16 protein-coding genes are annotated in these 13,401 nt (G+C 58.9%); 10 read left to right on the top strand and 6 right to left on the bottom strand.

The window, feature by feature from the left end:
• Positions 1-59: 59 nt before the first annotated feature.
• The 4 genes from ACTU46_RS05720 to ACTU46_RS05705 all read right to left on the bottom strand — a co-directional run bounded on the left by ACTU46_RS05720 (position 60) and on the right by ACTU46_RS05705 (position 4,448).
• On the bottom strand, positions 60-290 hold the full coding sequence (locus tag ACTU46_RS05720) for a hypothetical protein (protein WP_443380242.1): 231 nt from the start codon (positions 288-290) through the stop codon (positions 60-62).
• Between the two features lie 987 nt (positions 291-1,277).
• Positions 1,278-1,631 (bottom strand): hypothetical protein, encoded by a 354-nt coding sequence (locus ACTU46_RS05715; protein ID WP_443380241.1) that lies wholly within the window; start codon positions 1,629-1,631, stop codon positions 1,278-1,280.
• A gap of 145 nt (positions 1,632-1,776) precedes the next feature.
• Positions 1,777-2,817: a DUF4192 domain-containing protein gene (locus ACTU46_RS05710; RefSeq protein WP_443380240.1), complete on the bottom strand. Its 1,041-nt coding sequence runs from the start codon at positions 2,815-2,817 to the stop codon at positions 1,777-1,779.
• A 77-nt stretch (positions 2,818-2,894) separates the two neighbouring features.
• A complete protein-coding gene (locus ACTU46_RS05705; protein WP_443380238.1) occupies positions 2,895-4,448 on the bottom strand; it encodes a recombinase family protein in 1,554 nt (517 codons plus the stop codon).
• A 426-nt stretch (positions 4,449-4,874) separates the two neighbouring features.
• On the opposite strand from ACTU46_RS05705, the gene ACTU46_RS05700 reads away from it, so the two are divergent.
• The 8 genes from ACTU46_RS05700 to ACTU46_RS05665 all read left to right on the top strand — a co-directional run bounded on the left by ACTU46_RS05700 (position 4,875) and on the right by ACTU46_RS05665 (position 10,362).
• Positions 4,875-5,315, top strand: a complete 441-nt coding sequence (locus ACTU46_RS05700; RefSeq protein ID WP_443380236.1) for a YtoQ family protein — start codon at positions 4,875-4,877, stop codon at positions 5,313-5,315.
• A 248-nt stretch (positions 5,316-5,563) separates the two neighbouring features.
• Positions 5,564-5,935, top strand: a complete 372-nt coding sequence (locus tag ACTU46_RS05695; RefSeq protein ID WP_443380234.1) for a carboxymuconolactone decarboxylase family protein — start codon at positions 5,564-5,566, stop codon at positions 5,933-5,935.
• A gap of 139 nt (positions 5,936-6,074) precedes the next feature.
• Positions 6,075-6,626 carry a 2'-5' RNA ligase family protein gene (locus ACTU46_RS05690; protein WP_443380232.1) on the top strand — a complete coding sequence of 184 codons (552 nt, stop codon included), beginning with the start codon at positions 6,075-6,077 and terminating at the stop codon, positions 6,624-6,626.
• A 304-nt stretch (positions 6,627-6,930) separates the two neighbouring features.
• Positions 6,931-7,869, top strand: a complete 939-nt coding sequence (locus tag ACTU46_RS05685; RefSeq protein WP_443380230.1) for a MerR family DNA-binding transcriptional regulator — start codon at positions 6,931-6,933, stop codon at positions 7,867-7,869.
• Between the two features lie 83 nt (positions 7,870-7,952).
• Positions 7,953-8,858, top strand: coding sequence for a dihydrodipicolinate synthase family protein (locus tag ACTU46_RS05680; protein WP_443380228.1), 906 nt, complete (start codon positions 7,953-7,955; stop codon positions 8,856-8,858).
• 398 nt (positions 8,859-9,256) lie between these two features.
• Positions 9,257-9,550 (top strand): hypothetical protein, encoded by a 294-nt coding sequence (locus ACTU46_RS05675; RefSeq protein WP_443380226.1) that lies wholly within the window; start codon positions 9,257-9,259, stop codon positions 9,548-9,550.
• A 93-nt stretch (positions 9,551-9,643) separates the two neighbouring features.
• The gene (locus ACTU46_RS05670) at positions 9,644-9,868 is read left to right on the top strand and encodes a helix-turn-helix transcriptional regulator (RefSeq protein ID WP_443380224.1); all 225 of its coding nucleotides are present in this window, start codon (positions 9,644-9,646) and stop codon (positions 9,866-9,868) included.
• Entirely contained in the window at positions 9,865-10,362 is a 498-nt protein-coding gene (locus ACTU46_RS05665; protein ID WP_443380222.1) for an NUDIX hydrolase, read from the top strand. The genes ACTU46_RS05670 and ACTU46_RS05665 overlap by 4 nt, the downstream gene beginning before the upstream one ends.
• Before the next feature lie 185 nt (positions 10,363-10,547).
• Here ACTU46_RS05665 and ACTU46_RS05660 read toward each other — a convergent pair whose 3' ends face one another.
• Together ACTU46_RS05660 and ACTU46_RS05655 are read right to left on the bottom strand one after the other, a co-directional pair.
• On the bottom strand, positions 10,548-10,940 hold the full coding sequence (locus tag ACTU46_RS05660) for a DUF7716 domain-containing protein (RefSeq protein ID WP_443380221.1): 393 nt from the start codon (positions 10,938-10,940) through the stop codon (positions 10,548-10,550).
• Between the two features lie 105 nt (positions 10,941-11,045).
• Complete coding sequence (locus ACTU46_RS05655) at positions 11,046-11,408, bottom strand: SMI1/KNR4 family protein (protein ID WP_443380219.1); 363 nt, start codon at positions 11,406-11,408, stop codon at positions 11,046-11,048.
• A gap of 235 nt (positions 11,409-11,643) precedes the next feature.
• On the opposite strand from ACTU46_RS05655, the gene ACTU46_RS05650 reads away from it, so the two are divergent.
• Positions 11,644-12,111, top strand: a complete 468-nt coding sequence (locus ACTU46_RS05650; RefSeq protein ID WP_443380410.1) for an SRPBCC domain-containing protein — start codon at positions 11,644-11,646, stop codon at positions 12,109-12,111.
• A 410-nt stretch (positions 12,112-12,521) separates the two neighbouring features.
• On the top strand, positions 12,522-13,292 hold the full coding sequence (locus ACTU46_RS05645) for an SDR family oxidoreductase (protein WP_443380217.1): 771 nt from the start codon (positions 12,522-12,524) through the stop codon (positions 13,290-13,292).
• The last annotated feature ends 109 nt before the right edge of the window (positions 13,293-13,401 follow it).

Here is a 13,401-nt window from a genome sequence, read left to right as displayed (position 1 = left end):
GCCGAGATGCGGGGGACACTCGGCGATGCGGCAGCATCGCTGCGCGTATGGAAAAGGATCTAGGTGCGTCGCCCGGGAGACGTGCCGGGCAGCGTGGAGGCGTCGTCGATCTCAATATAGGGGCGCTCCAGCCACCCGTCGACCTGCTCCGCGCTGTCGAAGTTTGCCGAGCGGTAAAGGCCGCCTTTTTCATCGTAGCCTGGGCCCCCGCCACCCTCCTCGATGGTCTCAACGCGTTCGGCCAGGGTGACCACTTGCTCGGTCAGGGCGGTCAGAGTAGCTGCATCCATGCATTACATATTGGTTGGTTAAGTGGGTCATGTCAATGATTTGCAAGACCCGTTATTGGATCATAAAAGTGTCCTTGTCCGGGCCGCAGCGGCAGTCAGGCTCCGGGTGTTGCGGTGCCGTAGTCGGGGACATGGCCGCATGCAATGGCAGGCAGGGGTGCTCAAGCTCGCCATTGCGGTGCCGTAATCGGAGACAGGCCGTAGCGCTTGGACGTGCAATGGCGGGTGGGGGAGTTATAGGCAGATTCAATGAATTGGCCCACATGGTGGGATTTTTTCTCACAATGTGGGACGTTCGAGCGGTCATTGCATGCTTCATGGAACTTTCCAAAAGAAGTATGACAAAAAGTATGACGGGAAAAAGGGGTCATATTGGCAGGTCGGGGGACACTTTTACACTTTTCTAGATTACTTAGAAAATAATAAGTATGTAAGCCAGAACGTACCCTGACCAGTCATTACTTCTTTCTGTACATGCTTTACATACTTATTTTAGAGAAAGATATAGGGATGTAGTAATTAATAGGATATGCCTTATAGCTGCTGATGCTGTCCCCGGCATAGCGTCCTATGTGGGAAGTTTGGAAATAAAAGTATGTAAAGTATGAATGGCGACCATTTCCTGACCATCGTCGCAGGTCATAGCGTTTTGGGACGTCATACTTTCAAAACCAAGAAGTATGACGAANCTGACCATCGTCGCAGGTCATAGCGTTTTGGGACGTCATACTTTCAAAACCAAGAAGTATGACGAAGTATGTTTGTGCAGGTCAGGGCTTTTTCCTTGTCATACTTTCAAAACCAAGAAGTATGACAGAGTGGACCTTTTCGGCATGATTACGTGTCCCATAATGAAAGCCTCACGTTCCCTTCAGGGTGTCGCATGTCCAAGCGCTACAGCCATGTCCCCGATTACGGCGTCCTAGGGAAAAAGAAACCCGCCGCAGCCACGAGGCTACGACGGGTGATTTTGTCTGGAGGGGGAAGCTACTCGTCCTTGTTGTAGACCTCATTGTTATCGGACGATGCGGTGACTCCAACGAGATCCTCCACTGCAATGACAAACCACTCGTCACCAACAGGGATATTTAGGACGCCGATCAGGCCAGTACTTGCGGTGCCGGCCGAGAAGGCTTCACCAAAATTAATGAAGCTGCAATCACCTGTAGCGACACCGAGCTGGATGGGGCCGGCGGAGGAGACCTTCGGGCCAGGCTCACCCTGCCTGTCGAAGTGGCAGGTCCTTGCGGAGGCAGTGCCGGCACCAGCAACGGCGATGCCGCTGGCAACGACGGCGGCAGCGGCGATGATGGCGGCTGCGCGCTTCGTGAAAATAGACATGGAAAATCCTTAGCTCTAGGGCGTATCTCTATGGAAATGCCAGCCACCCCGTTGGTGACCAGCGCCATTAAGGTAAGCGCACCTGTGAAGAAGATGTGAGAGAGGTGGGGGAGTAGCCCCCTATTCTGAGGGTGTCCTTGCACTGTCAGAGTGTGATGCCGGCCTGCTCGGTAGCCATGGCAGCGCCTCGCTCGACCGCCTCGATGAGAGGCTCGTGAACGCCGTGAATAACGGCATCTGAAACCAGCGAGGCCAGGGTGTGGCCGGGAGCGCCAGCCAGCGCCACGTCCATGGCCATGCAGGCGTCAGTAGCGGTCCCAAGCTTTACTCCGGTAGCGACGTAGGCAGCGAGGGCGTTGGCGCGAACGGCAGTGTCACGGTTGGTGCGAGCGACCGTCAGTACCAGCTCACGGGCGGCGGCGGGGTGTTCCATCAAGGCACCGAGGGCGATGTCCCGGAGGAGTGGGTGATCCGCGTCCATGCAGGCTGAGGCTAGTGCGAGGATGAACTCATCGGTATCATCTTCGGCGGTCAGCGCAGCACGCAGCTGCGTGACGAGGGTGCCGATGAGCGTGCGGTAAGCGTCCGGGCCAGCAGCCTGGGCGGTCTCCAGGTCGGAACGATGCTGGTCCGTGGCTATCACCACCAGCATGTCGAAGGCGTGGTCCAGGAGTTCCGGGGCGTATGTCAGACGCTGGATTACCTCCGAGCGAGTCAGCGCAATTCCATCAGATGCTGTCAGCAGCTGACGGGTGGAGGCTGCGGCATGTACGGGGGCAACGGTGCCGGCCATCCAGCGGATGGAGGTGCGTTTACCGAGCGCGCCGTCAGAGAAGATCATGGTGAAATGTTCGTTGGTGACGGCGTAGGGGACCTGCCACGCGGCGACAAGGTTGGGGAGTGGTGAGAGTTGGTCGTTTATATCATCGGGCGTCTCAGGGGCGATGACGAACGCTAGGACCATATCGCTGGACAGGCCGTCCAGGTACTCGGCGACCTCGCTCACGGCTTTCAGATCGCCGAGATCCAGGCGCATGACTGGCCCCATCGAGTAGCGGGTTTGGGCGTCCTCAGCCTGCGTGAACGCGGCGACGACCAGGGAGTTCTCAGGATAAAAACCAAGGATGCCAGGCAGCTCGGCGATCAGCTTTGAGGGGTCAGAGACAATAGCGGTGGGAGCAGACATGATGACCTCCAAGGTCAGAAGCGGGGTTGGTAATTCACTTCCTTTCCCGGCTGGCGATAGCCTGCTGCTCTATGTCCTCAGCTGAGACCCTGCTGCCAGCTAATTCCGATTGATGCAGGATCAAATCCCTTTCGGCCCCTGACCCCTCTCTTAAGTGACACCTTTACCAAGAGGTCGATGATCTGCCGTCGAGATGCTAGATCCGCCTCCCTGAACGCCTTGACCACGTCTTCGGCGTCGATGATGGGCCCTATCGTAGATCCCGCCGTCAGTGCTGCCCGGCGCGCCTCCAAGGCTTGGATGTGTCCTTGCTGGGCGCTCCTGACGCGCTGTAAATCCGAGCCTTCAATGATCTCAGCGTCGTAGTCCTGCTGCGCCCGGAGGATGCGCCCCCGGCGCGTCTCCAGCTCGGCCCTGATCGCCTCCAGCTCCTCACCGCCTGCTCCGGCGGGAATGAGGGTGCTTGCAATATCCGGGAGCCCGAGCCGGGTCTCTATAGCCTTGATGACGAACCGGTCCACCCCGGCGCGGGCCCTGACGAGGCCGCAGGGGCCGCAGCGGTACCTGTCTGTATGCGTCTTCATCGCGGCACCGCATTCGCCGCAACGATAGATGCCTGAGCCAAGGTGTATGCGATCCGTGGAGCCGGACCTATTCGTCGCCCGCGAGGGATCATCTAGCTTCTCCTGTACTGCCCACCAGGTGTTTTCGTCGATGATCGGCTTCCATTGCCCCATGACGGGGGCCCCATGCTCATCTCTGACGATGCTGTTCTTTTTCCCTGTCCATTTGCCCTTGACCCCCGCCGTTGCCCTCTTCGTGTAAGCGCTGTAGCCGGCGTACCTCGGGTTCCGAAGGATAGGATGCAACGTCGTGTATTTCCAGGGGAAAGGGGCCATGACCTCTTTTTCAGGCAGTCCTTCCTCCCGGCGCTTCTTGTTGCGCTCCTTGTCCAGGGTGTGGGTATGACGTGGCGTCGTCGGTATAGCGGGCAGCTTCTCCTCACCCAGGCCGCCTGCCGTCTCGCCGTTGAGCGCCCGCGCAATGTCACGGAGCGATGTCCCTCTCAAGAAAGCCGCATAAATACCCCGCACGGCCTCGGCCTCGCTCTCGATGATCGCGCCGTCCAGCGCATATCCGATGGGGCGGATGCCCTTCGGCGGCCGACCTTGCTGCGCTCGCTGCTGCTGCGCTCTGCTCTGCCTCGCGGCCTTCCTCTCGATCTCGGCACGGGCTACCGAGCTCTTGATCCTGGCGTACATGCGCCCCCCATCGGTGCCCAGATCAGCCTCGCCGTTGGCGGTGACGATGATGAGATTGTTCTCCTGAGCAGCGTCGATCCAATCCTCCAGCTGTCGGGGTTGGCGCGTTAAACGGTCCAGGTCGTAGCAGGCGATCGCGTCGAAACGGCCGGCCTTATATCCGGCGACGAGGCGGTCGTAGGCAGGCCGCACGGCGGTCTTGCTGGATGCGCTGATGGACTGATCGACAAACTCCTCGAATAAATCCCAGCCGCGCCTTTCGATAATCGCTAAACAGTCCTCACGTTGCCTGTCAATGGCTAAGCCGTTCATGTCTCGGTCTAGGGATATTCGCAGGTAGATGGCGGCTTTTCGTATGTTTGTTCGCATGCTAATGACTATATCGATTCAGAGGTTATATAGACAGTAAATTCGGTGGAGTTTAAGTTTAACGTTTAGTGCTCAAACCCCATGTCATTTGCGGGTTCACTGTTGTGTTGAATCGGTTTCAATAACGGGTTTTGTGTCAAACACCATGAGGGGCTAAAGCCCTGATGTTCGCGGAGAAAATGCTGTTGTGGGAACGCCGCAGAATCTCACCTCCGCAGAATCCCCCTAAGAGAAACCCTGAGCAGCGGCGGTGCTATGCGAGGTAATCGGAGTGAGCGGTGAGCCCGAGTAAGCTTTTGGGATGGCCGTGGCCGTCGGTTGTGTCGCTCCCGGTACCGGATCCGACTTTAATTCGTCGAGGTACTGGGCTGGCTAGACTGGCAGGTAGAACAAATCCGTCTGCACCTGACACAGGAGTTTTGAGCCATGAGTTTCTCAGTCTATCTTTCCGGCGAAATCCACACCGATTGGCGGGACGAGATCCAGCGCGGCGCTGAGGCTGCCGGGCTGGACGTGGTGTTCACGTCGCCGGTGACGGACCACCCTGCGAGCGACGCTGCCGGAGATCATCTGGGCGAGACCGATAGCCAGTTCTGGCGTGATCACCAGTCTGCCAAGGTCAATGCAATTCGCACACGCACCCTGATTGAGCAGAGCGACCTGGTGGTGGTGCGTTTCGGAGACAAATACAAGCAGTGGAACGCCGCCTTCGATGCTGGCTACTGCGCTGCGCTGGGCAAACCCTATGTGACCCTGCACGAGGCAGATATCGTCCATCCACTCAAGGAAGTTGATGCCGAGGCTCAGGCCTGGTGCACGACGACCGACCAGGTGGTGGAGACCCTGAGGTACGTGCTCAAAGCGTAGCCTGGGGCCGGTGGTCGCAGGCACGCGAGCTCGCCGTTGACAGCCTTCTCTGAGCGAAGGGTCATAGTGGTCGGAAGATGCGGCGTCCAATGCGCATGTGTGTCGGTCTCAGACTGAGTCACAGTGATTGGGGATCAAGCGGTTTTTCAACTACGGAACGCGGTGGACTTTTAAATTTAACGTATGGTTGTCGTGCTTGGGGTGAGCTGGGCCCGAGACGATTATTCGCTGTTTTTAAGGAGATTATCGTGGATTTGAGTATGGATAAGGGCAATCAATTCGTTGAGGAAACCCAGTCTCCAGGAGCTGCTGCAGCCTGGAAGCAACAGTTGGATGAATTCGCTCCGGGCGCATCCGACTGGGTCGTCGGTGCGGTGTTCGGCGGCACGTACCAGCGCGAAGGCCTCGAATTACGCGACCGCCAGATGCTCAATATGGCAGCCTTGGCGGCCATGGGCGGAACTGAACCGCAGTTAACCGGCCACATCAAGACTGCGGTCGAGGTCGCTGGCATGAGTAAAGAAGAGGTTGCGGAATGCTTCGTCCATCTCATGCCGTACATAGGTGTACCGAAGACTCTCGCAGCCATGCGATGCATGAAAGCGGCGTTCGAGGACTGAACTTGTTACGAAATCCGTCGTTATTAGACGTTGCTTCACTACGCAACGTGGTGGAGTTCAGTTCATCGTCTAGCCTCACAGAGGTGGCGATTTATACGTGCAGGAATCGCGCTTGGCTCAGGATGAGGGGTCACAGACGATGACCTCACCCGATAATATTCTGCTCCACCTTGCTGAGGATGAAGAGCAGCAGGTGCGAGAGATATTCGCGCGTCTTGAGGAGCGGGGATTTCCTGCACAGCAGCAGACACCTCACATCACCGTCACGTTTTCGCCGAGTATGGTGGATGGCGTCGTTGAGCGTGCCGCCGAACTGCTCCCTCCGGTGATTCCCGCCCATTTTCAGAGGTTGGGCACCGTCATCTTCGGCACGAAACGCAAACAGACTGTCGCCTGGTTACTAGAAACCTCCGATGAACTAGAGATCGCTGCTCGTCACCTCTGTGAGCTCAACCCCGATGGGCGTGGTCCCCGCTGGACTCCTCACTTAACGATGGGGTTGCGGCTGCCCCGTGAGATCGTCCCCGATTACATGCGTGCACTGGATGAGGTGACTTCTCCGCATTTCAGGGAGATCACGGCTGTTCGGGCAGCGCTCTGGAGACCGAAGGTCCGGGAGCTCACGGTCCTTGCCGATGCAAACCTGGCTGATGAGGTAGATCTTAGGTTCAAGGAGGGTTCCTCTTGTTAGCCTTGAACAGCGGACCTTCTGCTCCGTCGATTCCTCTTTCGTCGTAGTCGTTCTGGCTTCTTGTTCAGCAGTTCCTCGCACTGCCGGAGAATGGTGAGGCAGTCCATCTTCTGGTTCTGGGAAACTCTCAGTTAGATTGCGGCTTCAATACATTTGCTTGCGTGGAAGCTAGCTTGTTGAAGATAGGGTTAGTCAGCGATGAAGCGTGATGGAGTTAAATTTAACGTCTGGTGCCCCGATTGTGATGCGCGCGCTTGACCTTGACCCTAGGGGCAAGGTTTATGGTTGTCGCAGGAGGTCGATTATGCGCATTGGGGAACTCGCCGAACGGGCAAAGGTGACGGTCAAAGCCGTCCGCTATTACGAGCGCATCGGCCTGATCGAGCCAGGGCGGGCGGAAAACGGGTACCGCTCATTCGACGAGGACCACGTGCGTGCTGTCACTGAGGTACGCGATCTGGGGCGGATGGGGATCTCACCGCAGAAGGCAGGTCCGTTCCTCGAGTGTCTGGATCTCGGGCACGAGCACGGTGACGAGTGCGTCAGCTCGCTCGCAGTGTACCGCGACACTATCGCCGACCTTGACGGCATGATCGCCGCGCTAGCGGCACGCCGTGACGTTCTCCAGCGCCGTCTCGACATCAGCGCAGTACGCACCTTCCCGATGGAGTCTGTCTTGGACAACTTCACGACTTTGCCCGCCGGACTCCCTGTTCCGGAGGACGACGGAGCGGCCGACCACCTGCCGGGGATGCCTATCCCTGGTCTGCAATTGCCGACGAGCGACGGCGGCAGCGTGAGCCTCAACGAACTGGGACCGGGCCGCACAGTGATCTATTTTTACCCGCTGACCGGCCGGCCCGGCGTCGACCTGCCGGAGGGTTGGGACTCGATCCCCGGGGCACGGGGCTGCTCGAACGAGGCTTGCGACTTCCGGGACCACTTTGCCGAGCTGCGCGAGGCCGGCGCAGGCCACGTCTTCGGGATGTCCAGCCAGACCCCTGCCTACCAGGCCGAGGTCGTGGAACGGCTGCGGCTGCCGTTCCCGATGATCTCCGATGAGTCCTTCTCTTTCGGAGATCTACTGTCCCTGCCGACATTCGCGGCTGTTGGCCACGACCGGCTGTATGCGCGGCTGACGTTGGTTATTCGGGAGGGAGAGATCGAGCACGCCTTCTATCCGATCTTCCCGCCGAACACGCATGCGCAGCAGGTCTTGGCCTGGCTGCGCGAGCACCCCTGAGCGCAGACATCACCGCGGCGTTCAGTCCGATCGGCGACCAGATCGCCCACGCACTGCCATAGAGAAACCGAATAGGAGCAGAATTGAACGAGTTCACCGGCCTCAGTGCCTTTCCACTCACCCCAATTAAGGACGATGCCCTCGACGAGCGTGCCTTCGCAGGACTGGTCGAGCGTCTCGCCATGGCAAGGGTCGACTCGATTACCGCGCTCGGCTCCACCGGTTCCTACGCCTACTTATCCTCGGCGGAGCGTGCCCGTGTCGCGCGCCTTGCGGTTGAGCACGCGGGGGATACGCCTGTGTTTGTAGGCGTTGGGGCGCTGCGAACCTCACACGTCCTGGCACACGTCGAGAGCGCGGAGACTGCGGGGGCAGCTGGTGTGCTGCTCGCCCCGATGACTTATCAGCCGCTCACCGAGGATGACGTGTTCGAATTATTCCGTAATGTTACCGAGCACACCAAGCTACCGGTCATCGTCTACGACAACCCCGGCACCACACACTTCACGTTCACCATCGACCTCTACGCCCGCATCTCGCAGCTGCCCGGCATCGCGTCGATCAAGATCCCCGGGGTACCCGCTGACCCGACGAAGGCTCACGAGCACGTCGCCACGATCCGCGCGGCCGTGCCAGAGCACGTCACCATCGGTGTTTCCGGCGATGCTCTCGCTGCCACCGGGCTGAACGCTGGATGCGATGCCTGGTACTCGGCTATCGCCGGAGCCCTGCCAGATCCGGCGTTGGCGATCACCCGAGCCGCGCAGCAGCGCCGGGCCGAGGACGCGGTCACGGAGTCGGACCGCCTCAAGCCCCTATGGTCGCTGTTTGGTGAGCATGGTGGGAGCCTGCGCGTGATTGCGGCCATCGCCGAGCAGTTTGGTCTGGTTTCTCGACAGTGTTTGCCGCTGCCGATCCAGGGGCTTGGAGACGTGGACCGTATCCGCGTCGCCCAGGTTATCGACGAACTCGGCCTTGACTCACAGTAGCGCTGGGCATCGTTAGTCCGTCGCGGGCATTGGCAAACTTCCATGAGTCTGACCATGTCCCAGTCGGCGCAATCGTGGTGCTGGGTTTCGTCGTGATGCCGTTCCTCAGTTGTTTCGATCGCCGCACCGGTGGATGTGTGCACGGATAACGGAGAGAACAGTGTCAGGATGAGTCCTGCGCGTTGAACCTCGTGTGCTTGGTATGCTCCCATGCGTGTTCGCAGAGGTTGGCACGTGCGGTGGAGTGGTGGAGTTCCGTGCAATCCGCGGTCACGCCTGTGGATTCTCGAACAGATCCCGGTGCAGCGGTCTCGTAGTGAGCTGGTCCTGCGGCATTGCGCGGTGCAGAGGTTGCTCCGTGCCAGAACTCGGTGGATTTCAAACTTAACGCCTAAGGAATGATGATGGTTTGCTGGGAGCTGCGCCTCGACGACGTACATCGCGCGGTCGAGCAGTTGCACGATGCGTGCGCGATCGACGGTGATTCGCGGCGAGCGTCTACCGCGGCATGGCTCGACGGATTGTTCGCAGACGTGGTGGGTGAGAAAACGTTCCGGCAGAAGGTCGGGCAGGCACTGATGCTGTATACCGGTGGCATGGGTTCATTCCAGGATGTCGGTTCGGCGACGATGGCTGCGGCGGTGGATGCGCTGCACTCCGCCTTGCGTGCTGCGGCGCGCGCGTACCCGTAGCGCGCGGCAGCACCAGTATCCTGATCAAACAGCGCTGATCTGGTGCTGTTTGAGTACACACAGACGGCTAACTATGACGGGAGGGAGCGGACGATGCGGACCAAGCCAGCCAGGTTGATCGAGGTCCCGCCGCGGCGGATCAACGATATTGGGCACGGTGAGCGTGCGCTCACCGCGTATACTGCACTGCAGCCCGGGGAGCATTATGGGGCATCTGGTCAATTCTGGCTCACTCTGCAGACTGACTATGGCTTCAACCCCGCCGAAGGCCGTGTCGTTGAGCAGATCGCCGCGATTACTTTCCCGAAGGCCGCATGACTGCCGGTCCAGAGCGTCGTCTCGTGCAGAAGGTTGTCGGCTATGTCGTGTGCGAAGGACAGCTGCTGGTTTTTACCCACGATGATGTGCCGATCGAGAGGGCGGGAGTTCAGGTCCCGGCCGGAATAATCGAGCAGGGAGAATCGCCGGAGGAAGCGGTGATCCGTGAGGTGCTGGAGGAGACGGGTCTCAGGACGCGCATCGTCCACCCGTTGGGTGTTGAGCAGTTCGACTTCTGGCCTGCGAAGCCGGAGTTGCATGAGCGTCACTTCTTTCAGCTCGAACCCGTCGACGATTCTGTCCCGGTTCGTTGGAGCGCCGGTGAGCAGTTCCCGTCCGATGGTGGGACACCTCAGCGCTGGACCTGTTGGTGGACCCGACTCGAGCATGCTCATGTACTGTGTGCCGGATTCGGTGCCCGACTTGGTGGACTTAGCTCCGGAGAGCCTGGCGGGAAAATATCTTCTGAGCACCTGAAATCAGGAGAGTATTGATTCACTGTCCCCGGATTACCTCCGGGCGGTCGCGTACCGCCTGAGTATTCCGGCTCGATGCACACGATGCGCGGGGCCAGATGGTCAATGGCCATGGAACGTGGACAGTGTTCGTTTCGCCGTCTGACTTCTGGTGCAAGACGGGCGTGGACTCGCCAGCGTCTACCGGCTCGCCGAATCCTGCATTAGAGCGTTGGGCTATCCCCATCGAGGTCCATCCACGTGTCGTGCATGAGGAAGTAGTCGAGGTTCTTCAGCAAGGTGTCCATGTCCGCATCAGGCTGTTGTTCGTAGGTGTTTGCGATGGTGTCAACCACATCGTAGACGTGACAGAACATGTCGAGACCGTGGTCAGTGGCATATGCGGGCAAGGTCTCCTGCAGATTGTCATCGACCAGCACCGGGTCGTCGACCGTGCATATCGGGTAATCGACTGCCCGGGTATTCTCCCTAGCGGTGAAAATGGTGCACATGTCTTGTTCAAAGTCTCGAGCGGCGAAAATCTTGAGGAGAGCACTCAGCCGCATAGGCTGACTCATGATTTCATCTGGGTCGATAAGCTGACGGCCTCCACGCATAGAGTGAACTCCTATCGCAGTCGAACCAGTGGGAACTCGAAGATAACTCAGATCAGCTCGCGGGGTTCGTTGGGGAAATTCGATGACGTTTCCACTGGTTTCCGCTCACTCAGCATCAGTGACACCTACATGGTCAGCTCGGTGTGACCAGATATAGATCTCGTCACTTCCGGGCAGAAATCCGAACGCATCTCCTGTCCCATCGCTAGCGATTGCTACCCCCTCGTGCAGGAAGTCCGGCCATTTGCGGGCCGAGGCCGTCTCGCGAACGATATCGCAGGCGGTTCGGCTCAATCGCTTCCGGTCGCTGTCATCGCGGATGGGGTGTAGCTCCCAGCCATCGCCCAGGTGGTCCTCGACCTCACCACCGTTGTTCACCTTGAATCGCTCGAGCCACACTGTGGGGAGCTGTCGGCCAAGTTCTTTTTCAGCGGCTCGGATGCGGGCTTCGGTGACCGGAAAAGACATGGTTTGATCATCTGGATCTGTGCTCGTGGAAACGCGAAAGTTGTGCCGCCCCGGGACTCGCACGTGCCGAAAGCGGCGGGGGAAGGGGCCAATGTCTGATTCAGGGTATTTTTCTTCGATCGAGGGGAAACCTAGCTACTGCGCAAGTGCGGGTGGATAATGAACAGTGGCGATTGGAACCGTTCAATCGGCCCGATTGATCTCGATGATTTTGTTGTCCGCCTCGACAAGGAGAATCGTGGATACTGACCTGGACCTCGCTGTTGAACGCATCATTCGCGCGCCCCGCACTGCGATCTGGGATGCGTGGACGCAACCGGATCTCTTCGCCCAGTGGTGGATACCCAAGCCCTACTTCTGCCGCGTCGATACGTTTGTGCCTCGCGCGGGAGGTGGTTTCATCACCATGATGAGTGAGGACGGGGAAACCTTCACACCTCATATGGATGCAGCTTTCCTCGTGGTCGAGAAAGGGGAGCGACTGGTGTTCACCAACGCGGTGGATTCCGGACTGCGCCCTGCAGATCCGATGCCGGTTCCGGTGACGGGTGAGGTCACTCTCGTCGATCATCCTGAAGGTACGCTCTATCGCATAGTGGCACGTCATGGGGATCCGCAGGCTCGCGCTCGGCATGAGGAACTCGGGCTGGAGGCTGGCTGGAGTCTTGTCACCGCACAACTGGCTGAGTTGGTCCAAGGGTGAAGGGGACTTCAACATTCTGCTGTGCTGATCAATTCGAGTAGACATTCATCAGTTTCCACTCCATGGCGGAGCAATAAGATTATATGCAGCAAGCGCGGCAGCACTGCTCTCCTCAAGCGGGTCTCGGAGGTTCGATTCCTCTCTGGGGCCGTGAGCACCAAAACCCGGAAGGCCGCACCGATGCCCATCAGCATCAGTCAAGCGCACATGAGTGTGTTTGTACCCCGCGAAGGAGTCAACACCAACCGCCAGACTGGTGAGACCGTTTCCCGTCAGTGGAAACACCATCCTCATGTCGGCAGGTGCCTACACCGCGTGGCCGCAGAGGCCATGACAGCTCCCTGGTTCTCCAGGTAGCTCAAAATTTCAGTTGCCCCGATAGCCAACCGATACCACGATAGGGTGGGAAAATGGACACGATTTTGGTCACCGGTGGCACCGGGACCTTGGGACGGGCAGTGGTGGAGCAGCTCAACGCCGGACCCCATGACGTCCGGGTTCTCAGCCGACACCCTGGACCAGCATCCGAGATTCGGGTGGTCGGAGATCTTTTAACTGGTGCTGGTCTGGCTGATGCCGTCAACGGTGTGAGCACGATCGTGCACTGCGCCACCACCAATGGCAAGGGTGATATCGCCGCCACCCGGAATCTCATCGTTGCCGCACAAGCAGCTGGGACCAATCCTCATCTGCTTTATATCTCGATCGTCGGCGTTGACCGTATCGAGTTGCCCTACTATCAGTCAAAGTTGGCGGCTGAGAAGTTGATCATTGATTCAGGTCTTCCCTGGACGGTTCTGCGGGCCACCCAGTTCCACGACTTGCTCGCCACAATCTTCGCCGTCCAGCGCTGGCTGCCGGTCACTTTCGTGGTGCGCCGGCTGCGGTTCCAGCCGATCGATGTCCGGGATGTCGCCAAGCGGCTGACAGAATTGGTCGAGGCTGGTCCTACTGGGCGGGCTCCGGATATCGGTGGCCCCGAAATCTTTGAGATGCGGGAGCTTGCGCGTATCTACCAGGCCGAGGCCGGTCACCGTCGGCCCATCGCCACCGTGGCTCTTCCCGGCGCGGTGGTGCGCCAATATGCTGCCGGCCATAATCTGGTGCCAGATAATGCCATCGGCGTAGCCACCTTCGCCCAGCATCTGGCACAATCACCGGGCTTAGCGGAGTTGAAGTAGCCACCGAAGCAAGGAGTCCGTACCTAAAATTGACTTAAGATGTCTACTGCAGGGACACCGGGGCACTGCGATTCATGCTGGTGCCGCCAGCGCCTGAAGAGAGATGGAG

Source organism: Corynebacterium sp. A21 (assembly GCF_052266655.1).
Taxonomy (GTDB): Bacteria; Actinomycetota; Actinomycetes; order Mycobacteriales; family Mycobacteriaceae; genus Corynebacterium.
The sequence above is the reverse complement of the archived record's forward strand: the minus strand, read 5'-3'. Positions and strand labels throughout refer to the sequence as shown.